Below are 17,763 nucleotides of genomic sequence, written 5' to 3' on the forward strand. Positions count from 1 at the left end.
ATTAATATTTAACGCTCGGACTTATTTGCAGGAAATTAATAAAGCCATAGCGTCAGGATGACAAATATGCCAACAATCATTGTAAAAGCATAGTGATAGATATAGCCAGTTTGATATCGTCGTACCATAGCTGCCGATAGTGCTACAACCCGCGCTGCACCATTGACAAAAAACCCATCAATCACTTTGATATCGCCATATCGCCATAAAACTGTTCCCAAAGCTCGTGTTCCCCCGGCAAATACCCACGAATACAATTCGTCAATATAGTATTTATTATTCAATAAATTATATAAATACCCACAACGACCTTTTATCTTCCCTGGTAAATCGGTTTTTGCGCTATAAAAAAACCAAGCGGTAAAAATTCCTGCAATGGATAGCCAAAATGGTGCCGTCGACAATGCATGCAGCATCATACCGCCAACTCCGGAAAATTCCGCCCCCAATTTTTCGATAGCATCATGCTGAGGTGATACATGAATTACATTATTAAAGTAATCACCGAAAACAATCGGACCGATAAACCAACCCGCTGAAATAGTCGGTATCGCAAGCACTATCAGCGGTAAAGTAACGACCCAAGGCGATTCATGCAGATGCTGTTTAGTATGTTCATCCATTCGGGTGTTACCGTGGAATGTCATGAATATCAAACGGAATGTATACAAAGCTGTGACAAATACCGTTGCCAGCACACAGAAATGGGCAAAACCGACACCAGGAATATTGGCGAAATGCACTGCTTCTATAATTGCATCTTTAGAAAAAAAACCGGAAAAACCGGGCACACCGGCACTGGCTAAGGCAGCGATAAACATTGTCCAATATGTAATTGGCATATAACGCTTAAGCCCTCCCATTTTTTCCATATTTTGTTCATGATGCATGGCGATGATGACCGAGCCCGCACCTAAGAATAAAACCGCTTTAAAAAAAGCGTGCGTCATCAGATGGAAAATCGCGGCGGAATAAGCCGAAGCGCCTAAAGCAACCGTCATATAACCCAATTGTGATAGCGTGGAATAGGCAACTACGCGTTTAATGTCGGTTTGCACTACGGCGATAAGCGCCATAAACAGTGTAGTAATACCGCCAATTACTAAAATGACCGATAATGCAGTTTCCGACAACTCGAATAATGGCGACATACGCGCCACCATGAAAATACCGGCCGTCACCATAGTAGCCGCGTGGATCAGTGCAGAAATCGGTGTAGGGCCTTCCATTGAATCAGGCAACCACACATGTAACGGAAATTGCGCCGATTTTCCCATTGCGCCAACAAATAACAAAATACATATGAGCGTAATAACTAGCCACGACATACCGGGTATCAGCTCAATTTTTTCATCAATTATTCCAGGTGCTTGTGCAAATACGGATGCGTAATCTAGCGTGCCGAAATGCATCAACACCATCGCGATACCCAAAAGAAATCCAAAATCGCCAACCCGATTAACTAAAAATGCTTTCAAATTGGCATAAATCGCGGTGGGACGGGTATACCAGAATCCAATTAATAAATAAGATACCAAACCAACTGCTTCCCAGCCGAAGAATAATTGCAAGAAATTATTCGACATCACCAACATCATCATTGAAAAGGTGAATAACGAAATATAGCTAAAAAAACGTTGATAGCCCGGATCGTCGTGCATATAGCCGATAGTGTAAATATGCACCATAAGCGAAACCAAACTGACGACAATCATCATGGTTGCCGATAACTGATCAATTAAAAATCCAACTTCGAATCGTGTATCCCCGGTAACCAACCATGTATAAACACTACCGTTATAACTATTGCCTTGCAATACATCCATGAAAATGACAATAGACGCCAATAAGGAAACAAAAACCAATGTAATAGTCGTTCGATGACTCCATACCGGTCCGATAAAACGTCCAAATAACCCGGCTATTAATGCGCCAAACAGTGGAGCCAATGGCACCAGTAAGTAAAGTTTTTGCATCTCAATCAATAATTCTTTATTAATGATAGGTACTTAAATTAATTTATTATTGTGTACTAGCCTTTGAGTTCATCCAAATCATCGACATTAATCGTACGCATATTGCGGAACAGCACCACCAAAATTGCTAAACCTATCGCCGATTCCGCTGCAGCGACAGTCAAAATGAAAAATACGAAGATTTGTCCCGAAATATCCTGCAAATAATGCGAAAATGCGACAAAATTCATATTTACGGCCAACAGCATTAATTCAATCGACATCAATAGAATGATGACATTCTTTCTATTGAGAAAAATGCCAACCAAGCCGATTGCAAACAAAACTGCTCCGAGCACAAGATAATGTGATAACGATACCAAGCTAACTACCTCTTTTTATATTTTATAAAAACCGCCACAACAATCCGTTTCAAGATTTCATTATTCTTTCTTTTCCGCTGGCATTGCCACTATACGCAATCGGTCTTCTTTTCTCACTTTAACTTGTTTGGATGGATTCGGAGATTTTTTGTCTTCTCGATGCCGTAAAGTCAATGCTATTGCTGCAACCATCGCAACCAATAAAAGTACGGCGGCTAGTTCAAAAGCATAAACATACTCGGTATAAATCAGCCGTCCCAATTCTCTGGTATTGCTGTAATCAGCATCTTGCGATCTGGGTGCGGGCATTTCTTCGAGTCCGAAATATTTACCCATTAATACCATTGACATTTCCGCAACCATAATCAATGCAATCGCGGCACCAAATGGAAACCACTTCCAGAATCCTTCGCGCAATCGATCCAAATTAATATCGAGCATCATTACTACAAATAAGAACAGCACCATGACAGCGCCGACATATACCAGCACTAAAGCGATCGCTAAAAACTCCGCTTCCAGGAGCAACCACAAACCGGCACATGTGACAAACGCCAAGACCAATAACAGTGCCGAATTTACCGGATTACGCACGGTGATCACGCCAAGCGCAGATGCAATTAGAATGGTTGAGAAAATATAAAATAAAATATCTTGGAAACTCATTTTTATCTACCGGCAAGATTCAGCGATAACGAGCATCAGCTTCACGATCTTTGGCAATCTGCTCCTCATACCGATCACCAATGGCTAATAACATTTCCTTGGTATAGATCAGATCACCCCGCTTTTCCCCGTGATACTCCAATATTCTAGTTTCTACAATCGAATCGACCGGACAAGATTCCTCGCAAAAACCGCAAAAAATACACTTACTCAAGTCGATATCATAGCGTGTAGTCCGGCGCGTGCCATCTGCGCGCTGTTCCGAATCAATAGTGATTGCCATGGCTGGACAAACAGCTTCGCATAACTTACAGGCAATACAACGTTCTTCTCCATTTGGATAACGGCGTAGTGCATGAAGGCCGCGAAAACGAGGTGATTGTGGCGTTTTTTCCTCGGGAAAATGCACTGTGATTTTTGGTTTGAATAAATACCGTCCGGTAACCGCCATACCTTTCAGCAATTCAAACAACAAAAAAGTACTGAAAAACTTTTTGATACGATCCATTTTATTTCTCTATTTTAAAACCAGATATTCAACGGAAATGTATTCCGTATCGATTCGGGTAATTGCATTATCGAGCCCAATAAAACAATCCATACAAGCGTAATCGGAATAAATATTTTCCAACCCAATCGCATAATTTGATCATAGCGATAGCGCGGAAAGGTTGCACGAAACCACAGGAAAAAGAAAAGGATAAATGCAATCTTCAATAATAGCCATACTATGCCCGGTATCAGTGTAAACGGTGCCATGTCAACGGGAGGCAACCATCCCCCCAAAAACATGATGGATGTCAATGTCGCAACCAGTATCATATTGGAATATTCAGCCAAGAAAAATACGGTAAAAGCCATGCCTGAATAATCGACATGAAATCCGGCCACAATTTCAGATTCCCCTTCCGCCACATCAAAAGGTGCACGGTTGGTTTCAGCAACACCTGAAATTAGATAAACCAAAAACATTGGGAACAACGGTATCAAATACCAATTCAAAAAACTGCTGCCTTGCTGCCCATTCACAATATCGCCTAAGTTTAAACTTTGTGACATCATCAAAACACATACTAAGGCAAAGCCCATCGCCAGTTCATATGACACTACTTGAGCAGCCGAACGCATGGCACCTAAGAAAGCGTACTTAGAATTCGATGCCCATCCTGCAATTATAATGCCGTATATACCCATTGACGTCATCGCCAAAATATAAAGCAATCCGGCATTAATATCAGCTAAGACTAATTCAGGCGAAAATGGAATTACCGCCCAAGCCGCTAATGCCGGCATAATGGTCAAAACCGGAGCCAATATAAAGAGAAATTTGTTCGCACCTGTTGGAATCACTATTTCCTTCATGATTGCTTTAACAGCATCAGCAATCGGTTGCCCCCAGCCACGCAACCACGGTATTCCAAAGAAAGTGACTCTATTCGGACCAACCCGAATTTGCATATAAGCAATAATCTTTCGCTCAGCAAAAGTTAAATAGGCGACGCCTAATAGCAATGGAACAACTATGGCAAAGATAAATGTCATGTTGGTTGCTAATGAAAACAGCATGGAACCCCATTCTGCCCCGAATATTTCCACGAACTGTTGTTGAATATTCTCCATTAATAAGCTCCAACCATTGCCATCACAGTTTTTCCAGCACAATTTCACCAAATAAAGTACCCAATGCGGTTGTTTTAGAATGAGCACCCGCTACGCGTACACAATTGACTGGCAGCTTTTCATCATGCGCCGCTTCAAGTTGAACAGATCCTTCGCCTTGTCTAACCTTCACCTGATCCCCTGCCGTAATCCCCAATTTCTCCAACATCGTAGCCGTCATCCAAGCTTTAGGCGGATCTGCATCATGTGTAGCCTGCAAAGACTGAGCGCGACGCACAATCGGATCAGCCTGATAAATCGGTATTTCTCCAATGCGCTGTATACCTTGACCTTCATTCACTATGATCGCAGCATCACTACTCTTCAATTTATTATTCAGATACTGATTGATTTCTGTGCCATTAGGAAAAATCTCTTCACGAATCTGTTCGGATGTCTCGTAATCAAATCTTTCCAGTCCGAGTAAATTCGCTAAAACACGCAACACTTTCCAAGCTGGTCTGGCCTCACCCAAAGGTGATACAACACCGTTAAAGCTTTGCACTACACCTTCTATATTGACAAAAGTACCCGATGTTTCAGTAAATGGCGCGATCGGCAACAACACATTCGCATAATCTTTAGCATTGCCTTGATAAGCACTGAGTGATACCACAAATTCACCCGACTTGATTGTTTTAAGCGCTTGCTGAGAATTGTAAGTATCAAATTCTGGCTCCACGTTCAACAATATAAACGCTTGGCACTTACTTTCTGCGGAATCATTACCGAATCCTAACATTTGCGCTGCATTTAATCCGGATTCCACATAATCTAATTTTGCTGCAACTGCTGCGGAATCAATTTCTGGCACTGCGCCTGCTAAATAAGCACCTACGCTATTTGCCGCTTCACCCAGCACACCATAACTTGCACCAGTTATTTGAGCGATTAAACCGGAAAGCAAATTGAGCGTTGCATAATCTGGGTGATGCTGTGATAAATTGCCTAGATAAATTGCCGCTGGCGCATCCTCGATCAAACTGGAAGCAATCGCGAAGGCGCTGGCCGTGCTTGAAACGTTAATCGAATCGATGTGCTGTTTAAGCTCATTTGCCAACCCTGTTCCCTTAATCTCCACAGCAGCTTTAAGAATCTCCGCCAGAACTCTCGTCATTGAAGCCGGCGAAACTATCGCTTTATTCGCAATCTTGGTCAGCAAATCATCATCAATTGGGTTTACTATGTTTAACGCCATGCCGTTTTTAACAGCCTGACGCAAACGCTGTGCGATTAACGGGTGATCTTTACGTAATGTACTACCAACAATGAGCGCTGATTTTAATTGAGATATATCCGCAATACTGGTGCCTAGCCACGGCACACCCAGCATTTTTTTATCTGCACGAAAATCAGATTGACGTAAACGATGATCAATATTGCCGCTACCCATGGTACGCAGTAACTTCTGTAACAAATACAATTCTTCCACTGTACTATGCGGAGATCCTAATGCCGCTATGCTCTTAGCGCCATGTTTTTGTTTGATCATTTGCAAAGAATACGCGGTAAATTCCAATGCCTCTTGCCAGTTACATTCAAACCATTGACCATCACGCTTGATCATGGGGCTTGTCAGCCTATCCTCGGAGTTCAAGCCTTCGTAGGAGAATCGGTCTTTATCCGATAACCAACACTCATTAATCGCTTCATTTTCGCGTGGAAGAACACGCATGACACGATTCTGTTTGACTTGCACAACCAGATTCGAACCTAATCCGCAATGTGGACTTATTGATTTTCTGCGTGATAATTCCCAAGTACGCGCGGAATAACGAAATGGCTTACTAACCAGTGCACCAACAGGGCAAAGATCAATGACATTGCCGGACAATTCGGAATCAACCGTTTTGCCGACAAAAGCAAGAATCTCGGAATGTTCCCCACGCCCTGCCATTCCAAGTTCCATAATTCCGGCAATCTCCTGACCAAAGCGAACACAACGCGTACAGTGAATGCACCGCGTCATATCCGTTGAAATCAATGGTCCTAAATTCTTATTCACTACCACCCGCTTCGCCTCGGTATACCGCGAGCCACTCGATCCGTACCCTACCGCCAAATCCTGCAGCTGACACTCGCCACCTTGATCACAAATAGGACAATCCAAGGGGTGATTGATCAGCAAAAACTCCATCACACCTTTCTGTGCTGTGACTGCTTGTTGTGAGTGCGTATAAACCTTCATACCATCCATAACCGGGGTAGCACAAGCGGGCAACGGCTTAGGGGCTTTCTCAACTTGCACCAGACACATACGGCAATTGGCGGCAATGGATAATTTCTTGTGATAACAAAAATGCGGAATATATACGCCAATCTGCTTGGCGCCATCCATGATGGTACTTCCTTTAGGCACAGATACTTGCTTACCGTCGATTTCTATATTGACCATCGGCTAAAATTCTTGGATTAATCACAATTGTAAAATTGATGCAGTTTGATTATTTAACTGTTAAATAATCAAACCATACAGTTCTTATGTTCTATATGGTAAACAAACTCGTCTCGAAAATGTTGAATCATCGCTCGAACAGGCATCGCAGCAGCATCGCCCAGAGCACAAATTGTCCTTCCTTGTATGTTGTCCGCGATATTATCCAGCAGCTCCAAATCTTCTAACCGGCCTTTACCATGTTCTATACGATTGACAATGCGATAGAGCCATCCTGTTCCTTCTCTGCAAGGTGTACACTGCCCGCAAGATTCTTCAAAATAGAAATAAGACAGACGTTCTAACGCTCTAACCATGCATGTCGTATCATCCATAATGATAACGGCTCCCGAGCCTAACATGGATCCGGCTTTAGCAATCGAATCATAATCCATGTCGGTTTTCATCATGATATCACCTGGCAATACCGGCATGGAGGATCCGCCCGGAATACATGCTTTTAACTTCCTGCCGCCGCGCATTCCGCCAGCTAATTCCAACAACTCGGCAAACGGCGTTCCTAATGGTATCTCATAATTGCCCGGTTTATTGACATGACCGGAAACTGAGAAAATTTTTGTACCGCCGTTATTCGGTTTACCGAGTTGGAGGTACTTTTCTCCGCCGTTCCGAACAATCCAAGGAACCGAGGCAAAAGTTTCAGTATTGTTGATTGTAGTCGGCTTTCCATAAAGACCATAATTGGCGGGAAATGGCGGCTTAAAACGCGGCTGACCTTTCTTACCTTCTATGGATTCCAATAACGCAGTTTCCTCGCCGCAAATGTAAGCGCCGTAGCCATGATGATTATAGAGTTGAAAGGAAAATGATGAACCTAAAATATTATTGCCCAGATAGCCGGCAGCCCGTGCTTCCTCAACAGCCTCTTCCACGCGCTCGTAGGTTTCCCATATTTCGCCATGAATATAGTTATAACCTGCTTTAACCCCCATTGCATATCCGGCTATTATCATTCCTTCAATAAGCAAATGCGGATTAAATCGCAGAATATCGCGATCTTTAAAAGTACCCGGCTCCCCTTCATCAGAATTACAAACAATATACTTGTCGCCCTCATACCCTTTCGGCATGAAACTCCATTTCAATCCCGTTGGAAAGCCGGCACCACCTCGTCCTCGCAGGGCGGATTTCTTGACTTCCTCGATTACTTCCTCAGGAGAAATTTTTTTCGCCAGTATTTTTCTGAGTGCCGCGTAACCCTCGCGTTTCTCATAGCTTCTAAGACGCCAATTCTCAGGATCTGACGGAATTACTCCATTCATTAATGTTTGCGGATACTGATTCATTCACTCAGTTCCTTCAGCAATTGATCAATCATTTCATCGGACATAAAACTACACATGCGTTTATTGTTCACCAATAATACCGGAGCATCTCCACAAGCCCCGAAACATTCACCTTCTTTTAGTGTAAATTTTCCATCAGGCGTCGTTTGATTGAATCCTATACCTAGCTTCTGCTTCAAATAGGCAGCGGTATTATTACTACCTGATAATGCACACGGTAAATTAGTGCATACCGTAATTTTATATTTACCTACAGGCTCAAGGTTATACATATTGTAAAATGTCGCCACTTCATAAACTGCGATAGGCGGCATACCCAAATATTCAGCGACAAAATTCATTGTTTCGTTCGCCAACCAACCTTTTTCCTCTTGTGCAATTGCAAGCGCTGACATGACTGCAGATTGTTTCTGATCAGCCGGATATTTCGAGATTTCTCGGTCTATTTTTTTTAGGGATTCAGTGCTTAACATCGTTATCTATCTATCTCGCCAAATACAATGTCTTGTGTGCCTATAATTGCGACCACATCAGAAATCATGTGCCCAGTGGACATTTCATCCAAGGCAGCCAAATGGGCAAATCCAGGCGCACGTATTTTCAAGCGGTAGGGTTTGTTGGCACCATTCGAGACCAAATAAATGCCAAATTCCCCTTTTGGATGCTCAACCGCTACATAGGCTTCACCTGGAGGTACATGAAACCCTTCGGTAAATAACTTGAAATGATGAATCATTTCTTCCATGTTTTGTTTCATGTTGATACGCGAAGGCGGGGCCACCTTATGGTTATCCGTTATTACCGACCCAGGATTTTTACGCAGCCAATCGACACATTGCTTAATAATACGATTTGACTGACGGAACTCTTCCATACGCACCAAATAGCGATCGTAACAATCACCATTAACGCCTACCGGTATATCAAAATCAAGGCGATCGTAAACTTCATAAGGCTGTTTCTTTCTCAGATCCCATTCGACGCCAGAACCGCGCAACATCGGACCAGTAAAACCTAATGCTTTGGCACGTTCAGGAGAAACAATACCGATATCAACTAGACGTTGCTTCCAGATTCTATTATCGGTGAGTAAGGTTTCGTATTCATCAACATAGATTGGAAAGCGATTAGTAAAATCTTCTATAAAATCTAACAGAGAACCTTCTCTGTTAGCATTCCGAATACGCGTTTGTTTTTCATTGTGAATTTTTGACGATTGATACTTTGGCATGGTGTCCGGTAAATCACGATAGACACCACCAGGCCGGTAATAAGCAGCGTGCAACCTGGCACCCGACACTGCCTCATAACAATCCATCAGATCTTCTCTTTCCCGGAAAGCATAGAGAAACATTGTCATCGCCCCCACATCCAGAGCATGTGCGCCAATCCATAGCAGATGGTTCAATATACGAGTAATTTCATCAAACATTACGCGTATGTATTGCGCTCTTATAGGAACCTCGATTTGCAGCAACTTCTCGATAGCCATCACATAAGCATGCTCATTGACCATCATCGAAACATAATCCAATCGATCCATATAAGGAACAGATTGCAGATATGTCTTATTTTCCGCCAATTTCTCGGTTGCACGATGGAGCAATCCAATATGCGGATCGGCACGTTTTACAACTTCTCCATCCAACTCCAGAACAAGCCGCAGCACGCCGTGAGCTGCAGGGTGTTGCGGCCCAAAATTCATGGTGTAATTTCGTATCTCAGCCATAAGCTACTTCAGAAAATTCTAATAAATATAATTCATGATGAGAACTCAATAACCGCTATGATTCGCAGTCCCCATAGTGCTCTTCACGAATTACAAGCGGTGTAATTTCACGCGGCTCGATTGTGACCGGTTGATAGATAACTCGCTTCTGCTCTGTGTCATAGCGCATCTCAACATGCCCGGTTATCGGAAAATCCTTACGAAATGGATTGCCAATAAAACCATAGTCAGTCAATATACGACGCAAATCCGGGTGCCCAGTAAAAACTATGCCATAGAGATCAAATGCTTCTCGCTCAAACCAATTGGCAACCGACCATATCTCGACTACCGAATCGACAACCGGAAATTCGTCGTTTTCGACTAAAACCCGGACTCGTACTCTTTGATTCAATTCCACCGAGAGCAAATGATAAATCACGGCAAATCGCTTGGTACGCAAATTATGCTTGACTGATAAATCCTCACCGTAGGTTAAATAGTCGACTCCGCACAAATCAATTAGCGTATCGAATCTTAATCGGGAATTGTCTCGTAATGTTTCGCTTACCCTGATAATGTCTTCAGCTCGCACCACGATTGTTATTTCGCTATGCTGTATTTGTAAACCAGCCAGCTGATCTCCGAACACACCCTTCAATGCTTCTGCAAGATTTTCCAATTGGGTAGTAGACATAACAGATTAGCGGGCAATAGTGTTGGTACGATTTATTTTATTTTGCAATTGAATAATGCCGTATAGCAGCGCTTCTGCCGTAGGCGGACAACCAGGCACATAAATATCGACCGGCACGATACGATCGCATCCACGCACAACAGAATATGAATAATGATAATACCCCCCTCCATTTGCACAAGATCCCATGGATATCACCCAACGAGGCTCGGCCATTTGGTCGTAAACCTTACGCAAAGCCGGTGCCATCTTATTGCAAAGCGTGCCTGCCACAATCATCACATCCGATTGCCGCGGACTTGGTCTAAAGACGATACCAAAACGATCAAGATCATAACGTGAAGCTCCCGTTTCCATCATTTCAACCGCACAGCAAGCCAATCCGAAAGTCATGGGCCACATTGAACCCGTTCGCCCCCAATTTATAACCGAATCCAGACTGGTGGTAATAAATCCTTTCTCTAGTGTTCCTTCGATACTCATAGCATTAATCCCACTCTAATGCACCCTTCATCCATTCATAGATAAAGCCTACGATCAGGATACTCAGGAATGACATCATTGCAACAAATCCAAATAAACCAATTTCATCAAGCACAATCGCCCATGGAAATAGAAAAGCAATTTCGAGATCAAACAAAATAAACAAAATTGCAACCAAGTAATAGCGTACGTCAAATTTCATGCGTGCATCTTCAAAAGCTTCGAATCCGCACTCATATGGAGACAGTTTTTCACTATCCGGACGATTGGGCGCCAAGAGCCATCCACATAACATTGGGACAACACCAACCAAAAATCCCACAATAAGAAACAATAAAATTGGAAAATAATTTTCAAGCATTTTGCAAAATTAAATAACCCGAATTAACAGAAATACTTATCTGTGAACATTAAAACACTTTACGGATACATTTTCGTGTGGTGCCGACGGCGAGACTCGAACTCGCACAGCTTTCGCCACCGCCCCCTCAAGACGGCGTGTCTACCAATTCCACCACGTCGGCAGCTAAGAAATTCATTGTATGATCAATAGACTGCCATAATAAAACCGTAGCTACTATTCCGGTATTTGATTGACTTTTGAGCTATCTTCCACTTCAGATACATCCTGATTACGATCCTTGACAGATTTCGTTTCATTTTCTGTCGCAGATACACTTTCAGATTCTTCAATCTGATCCATCAAACTCATTACACCTGAATTCTCAGTTTTATTAGCTGACAGATAAGTCAAACTCATACTGGTAACAAAAAACATAGCAGCAACAAAACCGGTAGCACGACTTAGAAATGTAGCTGATCCACTCGCACCAAACAAACTACCTGCAGAACCACTACCAAATGCAGCTCCCATATCAGCACCTTTACCGTGTTGCAATAATACCAAAACTACCAAGACTATCGCCAGCAAAACATGCGCTGCCCAAACTAAAATTTCCAATATGAACTCCCTTCGAATTAATGATGCAAAGCGCGACAAATCGATACAAATTCACTGGCAATAAGTGATGCTCCGCCAATTAAGCCGCCATCAATATCCGGCATAGCAAATAGTTCGGTTGCATTGTTCGCTTTAACGCTGCCACCATAAAGAATAGTCAGTTCTTCGGCTACGGTCACATTCTTTTTCGCTATTTCTGATCTGATAAATGAATGTACATCCTGAGCTTGCTGGGGCGATGCTGTTTTACCTGTACCGATAGCCCATACCGGTTCATAGGCAATCACTGATTTACCTAAAGATTCGGCACCTGCCAATCCGATAACTGCTGCTAGTTGATCTTCAATAACTTGTTCGGTTATTCCAGTTTCGCGCTGCTCAAGTGTTTCACCTACGCACAAAATAGGAGTAATTCCGGCGCGCTGTGCCGCCAAGTATTTTTCTGCAACAACAGAATTGCTTTCACCAAATAATGCTCTTCTTTCCGAATGTCCAACAATGACATAGCGACATCCGAAATCTTTCAACATTGACGTTGAAATCTCTCCTGTATAGGCACCTTTTTCGTATTGACTGACATTCTGAGCACCCCAAACAATATTTGTGCCCTGCAATGTATTTTGTACCGATGAAAGATAAGGATAAGGAACGCAAACCACGAAACAAGCTTCATTGCATCCATTTAAGCCCGCTATAACCGCATCAAGCAACTGTTTATTATCGGCCAAGCTACCATGCATTTTCCAGTTACCGGCAACCATCTTTTCGCGCATTTTTACTTCTTACCTCGACTTCCTAAAAGGGTGTGATGCTACATTCGATTCTTTACCAAGTCAATTGTGATTCCATTTTCATCACTGCTTGATACAAATTGAAATTTATCGTATTAAAAAACATGGCTGTTTTTCATTCACCGCATTTTACATACCCGCAATAATCGTATTAATTGTCCTTACATATGCTTTAATCAGCATATGCTTATGCTCATCATTGATTACCGAATTCGTTACAATTAACCGAACCTGCCAGTAATATAATCTTCCGTTTGCTTATTTTTGGGTTTGATAAAAATTGTATCTGTTACATCAAACTCAATCAGCTCGCCCAAATACATATAGGCGGTGTAATCAGATACTCGGGCGGCTTGCTGCATATTATGAGTAACGATCAAAATCGTGACTTTATTCTTTAAATCAGTTATCAATTCTTCAATGCTTGCCGTTGCAATCGGATCCAACGCGGAAGTCGGTTCATCAAACAAGAGTATCTCAGGATCCGTTGCCAAAGCTCTCGCAATACACAGCCTTTGTTGCTGCCCGCCAGAAAGATTAAAAGCCAGATCATGCAAACGATCTTTTACTTCATCCCATAATGCTGAATTACGCAATGCGGCTTCAACTTTTTCATCCAAAACAGCGCGCTGCTTAATTCCTCTCACACGTAAACCGTACGCAACATTCTCATAGATAGATTTGGGAAAAGGATTCGGTTTCTGAAAAACCATACTGATGCGCATTCGCACTTCTATCGGATCAACATTAGAAGCCAAAATATTGACGTCATCAGGATGAAGAATAATTTCTCCTTCGTAGCGATTACCGGGATATAAATCATGCATACGATTAAAACAGCGCAGAAATGTTGATTTCCCACAACCCGATGGTCCGATCAGGGCGGTAATTTTCTTATCATGCAGGACCATACTGATCTTTTTCAGCGCATTAAATCCACCGTAATAAAAACTGAGATTCTTAACTTCCGATTTATACTGAACCGGTTCTAACGTTTTTTCCGAATCAATCTGCATCATTCCCTTACCACTTAATATTTTTTCGCATGCGATAGCGTAAATAAATTGCCAAGCCATTCATTGCGAGTGTCATCACAACCAATACCAACCCGGCTGCCGCTGCGTTTAATTGAAACGCCTCTTCAGGACGCGATACCCAATTAAACATTTGTATCGGCATCACGGTAAATGGCGCAGTTAACCATTCAAATGATATATAAGGAAATTCACTTTTTACCGGTGAAGGTGGTAAAAAAGCAATAAATGTTAACGCTCCGATCGTAATAATCGGTGCAGTCTCACCTATCGCCCGAGCTAGGCCAATAATAATTCCGGTCAGAATTCCCGCGGATGAATACGGCAATAGATGATCTGAAACCGTTTGCCATTTGGTCGCACCGAGTGCATAGGCACCTTCCCGTATCGAGACGGGAATCGATCTTATCGCTTCGCGAGTAGCGACAATCACAACCGGCAGAATCAAGAGTGCCAAAGCAAGTCCTGCGGCTAATATACTTTGCCCAAAACCGAGTTGATACACGAACAAACCTAACGCGAGCAAACCATAAATGATGGAAGGAACTCCCGCTAAATTAGTAACATTAATTTCAATAATTTCCGTCAACAAATTTTTCGCCGCATATTCTTCCAAATACACACCCGATCCTATTCCTAGCGGCACCGCTGCAACTGCCGTTACGAGCATCACCAGCGTTGTTCCAACCCAGGCTGATAAAATTCCCGCTGATTCAGGTCGCCGCGACGGAAACGATGTAAAAAAATCCCATGACAATCGCGGCATTCCGTCGATTAGCATATGGGCAAACAAAGCCATGAAGGTTAATACTGCAATCATAAGGGCAATAATTCCAGTAATCATGAAGATCAGATCCCATCTTTTATGCAACCCAATGATTATTCTGATTTCTTCCAGATCATTCATTCTTTTCATCACACTACACCGCCGCAAATATCTTCATGGCTTCACTGATTCTTGCGTTAATAAATTTCTCTGTACCGCTTGCGTAATATATGTCCGATAATATTGAATACTAACGTTATCAATAATAAAGTTAAGCCTGCAGCGAAAATGGTTTGGTAGCCGATACTGCCATGGGGCAAGTCTCCCAGACTCACCTGCACGATATAAGCTGTAATTGTCGCTGCCGGCTCCATCGGATTCCATGTCAAATTGGGTTGCATGCCTGCCGCAATTGCCACCACCATTGTTTCCCCTACTGCACGTGATATACCTAAAATATAAGCTGCTGCTATCCCTGAAAACGCGGCTGGCATAACAACACGGATGGCGGTTTGGAAACGCGTAGCTCCCATTGCGTAAGAGCCTTCACGTAAATTCATGGGCACAGCGCGCATTGCATCTTCAGTCATCGAGCTGACATAAGGGATAATCATTATTCCCATTACCAATCCGGCTGATAACAAATTAAAACCGGGTAACTCAGGAAAGATAATCTGCAGCATCGGCGTAACAAATAATAATGCAAAGTAACCATACACAACGGTCGGAACACCACCCAGCAATTCCAGGAAGGGTTTCGCCATTTCACGTACAGTAAAGGGTGCAAATTCGGAAAGATAAATCGCAATGATAGTTCCCAAAGGGAGTGCAACCAGCAATGCAATCAACGAACTGACCACCGTACCCGAAACTAATGGCATTATTCCATAATGAGCATCATCGAATAAGGGTGTCCATTGAGTATCGGTGATAAATTCCCAAACCGATACATGTTGAAAAAACACAAATGACTCTTTAACTAGCATCACAATAATCGCCAGCATGATCGCTATCGATAGCATTGCCGATAAGAGCAAGAGAGCTTCAATAAGCCGCTCGTGCATGTGGCGGCGAAAGCTATATCCTAGCTTGCCAGCATGAGTTTTATTACGTGACTCTTCCGTCAAAATGGCCAGCCCTTCTCTGAGTTGAAGCATTTATCGTAAGAGGATCGTCCATCAACACAAAACCAGCTTCATTTTTTCAGAACACCTGGGATTAGCATTGATTTATTAGATTTCTTAAACACATTTTTATCTACTCGGTGAAATTTTTATCACTTTCGTGTTTAAAATCTATCTACAGATTTCTTCTCTTTACGATGCTTTTCTTTTTATACTCATAAAAAAATTCTGGAGATGTAAATATCTCCAGAATTTTATTTTTTCTATTTCAGGATCCCAAGATTTGCTGAAGACTACTCCTCATCGTCATCGTCCTCATCATCTGAGGCTTCCGAGCTCGTAGCTGAGCTGCCAGCACCGCTGCTCGCACCTTCGCCTTCATCCTCGTCCTCTTCCTCGTCTTCCCCTCCACCACCTTCATCCTCTTCCTTCACCAATACCAGCTTACCCGCCTTCAAGCTCGCATTCAGGTCGGTCTTCGGTGCTTCTTCATGCACCAGGTTCTGATGGCAGTCTATGCATGTCGCACCTTCCGTCTTCAGCTTCTTGTGCGCTTCCTGCGCATCCGCTCCCGGCGGATTCGGGTTCTTATGGCAGTCCCGGCACGTGATGCTGTCCCATTTCTTCAGGTTCATCCGCGCATCGTGCGCCATGATCAAACGACGCTCGTTAAACTTCTCCAGCGTCGAGTAGTCATTCATCAGTTCCAGGTACAGTTCTCTCGCTCCGTCCACTGCGTGGGTATATACGGCCAGGTGGAAGTTCTTGAACCCTTGCGGTATGTGACAGTCCTTACAGCCAGGATTCACCCCCAGTGCGCCGTAGTGCGTCGATTGCTTCAGTTCCTTTTGCGTATAGGTCATCGAGTGGCAGCTGGTGCAGAATTCTTCGGTCGATAACGCCGCTTCTCCGCCAAATACGACCGCTACCAGTACGATGCCCAGCAACCCGCCTGTCAGCAGTGTGCCTATCGCTCCTTTTTGTATGCCTGTCATTACTCTTTTCCTTTATCTTTTTTGTCCCCTGTCTTTTCCTTGGCGCTGGCTTGGAATTCGTCATGGTACTTGAATTTCGGTTCGCCTACGAAGGTGCCGTCCAGTTTGTAGTGTTCGTGCATTGCTTTGACGTCTTTGACCATTTTGTCAAAGTCAAAAGTGTATTTTGCATCGACTGCCGGGGTGAATGGGGTATAAGGGGCTTTCGCGCCTTTCCAGGGTGAGCCTTCGTAGTTCAGGTGGCATGCTGCGCAGGCTTCTTCAAATTGGAAGTCTTGCCCTTTGTCGGCAACCACTTTGCGTTGTGTGGTGGTGCCTTTGCTTTCAAATGCTTGTCCTGCTTTGCGGTGATCCCCGCGGTAGTTCTTTCCTGGGCCATGGCAGGATTCGCAGCCGACTGCCGCCAGCGGTTTTTTCGCTGCGTCTATGGTGTAGCCGCCTTTCTTGCCGAAGCCGTCAACGTGACAGCCTACGCAGTCTTTGTCCTGGGTGTAGTCTTTTTCCGGATCCAGTTTGGCTTTAACTTTGGCTTCTTTGCGCGCACCCGGTTTTAACGATTCCATCGCTTTGGCGTGTGCGGTGCCTTTCCAGGATTTGGCTTGCGATTTGTGGCAGGAGCTGCATTTCGCGCGTCCTTCAAAGGTGTCCGCTATCGCTGCACCTGAAAAAAATGCGGCCGTCGCCAGAACAGCCAGTATATAGGTTATTGGGTGTTTCATCCTTCTCCTCCTTTATGCTTTTTTAATTCAAGTTTTTGATGGCTTCGTATTGTACGCTATCGCCGCATTGTGTAAATGGCT

The 17,763-nt window shown here is 43.4% G+C and carries 19 protein-coding genes and 1 tRNA gene; all 20 read right to left on the reverse strand.

Annotated elements, in window-relative coordinates:
* Positions 1-35 precede the first annotated feature (35 nt).
* The 20 genes from nuoL to HRU78_10010 all read right to left on the reverse strand — a co-directional run bounded on the left by nuoL (position 36) and on the right by HRU78_10010 (position 17,682).
* Complete coding sequence (nuoL, locus tag HRU78_09915) at positions 36-1,976, reverse strand: NADH-quinone oxidoreductase subunit L (protein ID QOJ23923.1); 1,941 nt, start codon at positions 1,974-1,976, stop codon at positions 36-38.
* Between the two features lie 56 nt (positions 1,977-2,032).
* A complete protein-coding gene (nuoK, locus tag HRU78_09920) occupies positions 2,033-2,338 on the reverse strand; it encodes an NADH-quinone oxidoreductase subunit NuoK (GenBank protein QOJ23924.1) in 306 nt (101 codons plus the stop codon).
* Positions 2,339-2,398: 60 nt separating this feature from the next.
* Entirely contained in the window at positions 2,399-3,004 is a 606-nt protein-coding gene (locus HRU78_09925) for an NADH-quinone oxidoreductase subunit J (protein ID QOJ23925.1), read from the reverse strand.
* Positions 3,005-3,023: 19 nt separating this feature from the next.
* Positions 3,024-3,512 carry an NADH-quinone oxidoreductase subunit NuoI gene (nuoI, locus tag HRU78_09930; GenBank protein ID QOJ23926.1) on the reverse strand — a complete coding sequence of 163 codons (489 nt, stop codon included), beginning with the start codon at positions 3,510-3,512 and terminating at the stop codon, positions 3,024-3,026.
* 14 nt (positions 3,513-3,526) lie between these two features.
* Positions 3,527-4,624: an NADH-quinone oxidoreductase subunit NuoH gene (gene nuoH / locus HRU78_09935; protein ID QOJ23927.1), complete on the reverse strand. Its 1,098-nt coding sequence runs from the start codon at positions 4,622-4,624 to the stop codon at positions 3,527-3,529.
* Between the two features lie 22 nt (positions 4,625-4,646).
* Positions 4,647-7,058, reverse strand: a complete 2,412-nt coding sequence (locus HRU78_09940) for an NADH-quinone oxidoreductase subunit G (GenBank protein QOJ23928.1) — start codon at positions 7,056-7,058, stop codon at positions 4,647-4,649.
* A 68-nt stretch (positions 7,059-7,126) separates the two neighbouring features.
* On the reverse strand, positions 7,127-8,404 hold the full coding sequence (gene nuoF, locus HRU78_09945; GenBank protein QOJ23929.1) for an NADH-quinone oxidoreductase subunit NuoF: 1,278 nt from the start codon (positions 8,402-8,404) through the stop codon (positions 7,127-7,129).
* The gene (gene nuoE, locus HRU78_09950) at positions 8,401-8,877 is read right to left on the reverse strand and encodes an NADH-quinone oxidoreductase subunit NuoE (GenBank protein ID QOJ23930.1); all 477 of its coding nucleotides are present in this window, start codon (positions 8,875-8,877) and stop codon (positions 8,401-8,403) included. The genes nuoF and nuoE overlap by 4 nt, the downstream gene beginning before the upstream one ends.
* A 2-nt stretch (positions 8,878-8,879) precedes the next feature.
* Positions 8,880-10,133, reverse strand: coding sequence for an NADH-quinone oxidoreductase subunit D (locus HRU78_09955; protein QOJ23931.1), 1,254 nt, complete (start codon positions 10,131-10,133; stop codon positions 8,880-8,882).
* A gap of 55 nt (positions 10,134-10,188) precedes the next feature.
* Positions 10,189-10,809 carry an NADH-quinone oxidoreductase subunit C gene (locus tag HRU78_09960; protein QOJ23932.1) on the reverse strand — a complete coding sequence of 207 codons (621 nt, stop codon included), beginning with the start codon at positions 10,807-10,809 and terminating at the stop codon, positions 10,189-10,191.
* A gap of 6 nt (positions 10,810-10,815) precedes the next feature.
* Positions 10,816-11,292 (reverse strand): NADH-quinone oxidoreductase subunit B, encoded by a 477-nt coding sequence (locus HRU78_09965; protein ID QOJ23933.1) that lies wholly within the window; start codon positions 11,290-11,292, stop codon positions 10,816-10,818.
* Between the two features lie 4 nt (positions 11,293-11,296).
* Entirely contained in the window at positions 11,297-11,653 is a 357-nt protein-coding gene (locus HRU78_09970) for an NADH-quinone oxidoreductase subunit A (protein ID QOJ23934.1), read from the reverse strand.
* Between the two features lie 78 nt (positions 11,654-11,731).
* Positions 11,732-11,816, reverse strand: a tRNA-Leu gene (locus HRU78_09975).
* A 53-nt stretch (positions 11,817-11,869) separates the two neighbouring features.
* Positions 11,870-12,253, reverse strand: coding sequence for a preprotein translocase subunit SecG (secG, locus tag HRU78_09980; protein QOJ23935.1), 384 nt, complete (start codon positions 12,251-12,253; stop codon positions 11,870-11,872).
* A 17-nt stretch (positions 12,254-12,270) separates the two neighbouring features.
* Positions 12,271-13,026 carry a triose-phosphate isomerase gene (locus HRU78_09985; protein QOJ23936.1) on the reverse strand — a complete coding sequence of 252 codons (756 nt, stop codon included), beginning with the start codon at positions 13,024-13,026 and terminating at the stop codon, positions 12,271-12,273.
* A gap of 239 nt (positions 13,027-13,265) precedes the next feature.
* On the reverse strand, positions 13,266-14,063 hold the full coding sequence (locus tag HRU78_09990) for a phosphate ABC transporter ATP-binding protein (GenBank protein QOJ23937.1): 798 nt from the start codon (positions 14,061-14,063) through the stop codon (positions 13,266-13,268).
* A 4-nt stretch (positions 14,064-14,067) separates the two neighbouring features.
* Positions 14,068-14,994 carry a phosphate ABC transporter permease PstA gene (gene pstA / locus HRU78_09995; GenBank protein QOJ23938.1) on the reverse strand — a complete coding sequence of 309 codons (927 nt, stop codon included), beginning with the start codon at positions 14,992-14,994 and terminating at the stop codon, positions 14,068-14,070.
* Positions 14,995-15,041: 47 nt separating this feature from the next.
* Positions 15,042-15,971 carry a phosphate ABC transporter permease subunit PstC gene (pstC, locus tag HRU78_10000; protein QOJ25007.1) on the reverse strand — a complete coding sequence of 310 codons (930 nt, stop codon included), beginning with the start codon at positions 15,969-15,971 and terminating at the stop codon, positions 15,042-15,044.
* 290 nt (positions 15,972-16,261) lie between these two features.
* Positions 16,262-16,963 (reverse strand): NapC/NirT family cytochrome c, encoded by a 702-nt coding sequence (locus HRU78_10005; protein QOJ23939.1) that lies wholly within the window; start codon positions 16,961-16,963, stop codon positions 16,262-16,264.
* The gene (locus HRU78_10010; protein QOJ23940.1) at positions 16,963-17,682 is read right to left on the reverse strand and encodes a cytochrome C554; all 720 of its coding nucleotides are present in this window, start codon (positions 17,680-17,682) and stop codon (positions 16,963-16,965) included. Before HRU78_10010 ends, HRU78_10005 begins: the two co-directional genes overlap by 1 nt.
* Between the last annotated feature and the right edge of the window lie 81 nt (positions 17,683-17,763).

This window comes from Gammaproteobacteria bacterium (assembly GCA_015709635.1).
GTDB lineage: Bacteria > Pseudomonadota > Gammaproteobacteria > Burkholderiales > Nitrosomonadaceae > Nitrosomonas.

What these genes read in the sequence shown, in the direction of transcription:
- HRU78_09925 (QOJ23925.1), bottom strand. Translation starts at nt 3,004, where the DNA reads ATGAGTTTCCAAGATATTTTATTTTATATTTTCTCAACCATTCTAATT.
- HRU78_10010 (QOJ23940.1), bottom strand. Translation starts at nt 17,682, where the DNA reads ATGAAACACCCAATAACCTATATACTGGCTGTTCTGGCGACGGCCGCA.
- HRU78_09965 (QOJ23933.1), bottom strand. Translation starts at nt 11,292, where the DNA reads ATGAGTATCGAAGGAACACTAGAGAAAGGATTTATTACCACCAGTCTG.
- HRU78_09940 (QOJ23928.1), bottom strand. Translation starts at nt 7,058, where the DNA reads ATGGTCAATATAGAAATCGACGGTAAGCAAGTATCTGTGCCTAAAGGA.
- HRU78_09985 (QOJ23936.1), bottom strand. Translation starts at nt 13,026, where the DNA reads ATGCGCGAAAAGATGGTTGCCGGTAACTGGAAAATGCATGGTAGCTTG.
- nuoL (QOJ23923.1), bottom strand. Translation starts at nt 1,976, where the DNA reads ATGCAAAAACTTTACTTACTGGTGCCATTGGCTCCACTGTTTGGCGCA.
- HRU78_10005 (QOJ23939.1), bottom strand. Translation starts at nt 16,963, where the DNA reads ATGACAGGCATACAAAAAGGAGCGATAGGCACACTGCTGACAGGCGGG.
- nuoF (QOJ23929.1), bottom strand. Translation starts at nt 8,404, where the DNA reads ATGAATCAGTATCCGCAAACATTAATGAATGGAGTAATTCCGTCAGAT.
- pstA (QOJ23938.1), bottom strand. Translation starts at nt 14,994, where the DNA reads ATGAAAAGAATGAATGATCTGGAAGAAATCAGAATAATCATTGGGTTG.
- HRU78_09990 (QOJ23937.1), bottom strand. Translation starts at nt 14,063, where the DNA reads ATGATGCAGATTGATTCGGAAAAAACGTTAGAACCGGTTCAGTATAAA.
- nuoE (QOJ23930.1), bottom strand. Translation starts at nt 8,877, where the DNA reads ATGTTAAGCACTGAATCCCTAAAAAAAATAGACCGAGAAATCTCGAAA.
- nuoI (QOJ23926.1), bottom strand. Translation starts at nt 3,512, where the DNA reads ATGGATCGTATCAAAAAGTTTTTCAGTACTTTTTTGTTGTTTGAATTG.
- HRU78_09960 (QOJ23932.1), bottom strand. Translation starts at nt 10,809, where the DNA reads ATGTCTACTACCCAATTGGAAAATCTTGCAGAAGCATTGAAGGGTGTG.
- nuoH (QOJ23927.1), bottom strand. Translation starts at nt 4,624, where the DNA reads ATGGAGAATATTCAACAACAGTTCGTGGAAATATTCGGGGCAGAATGG.
- HRU78_09970 (QOJ23934.1), bottom strand. Translation starts at nt 11,653, where the DNA reads ATGCTTGAAAATTATTTTCCAATTTTATTGTTTCTTATTGTGGGATTT.
- HRU78_09955 (QOJ23931.1), bottom strand. Translation starts at nt 10,133, where the DNA reads ATGGCTGAGATACGAAATTACACCATGAATTTTGGGCCGCAACACCCT.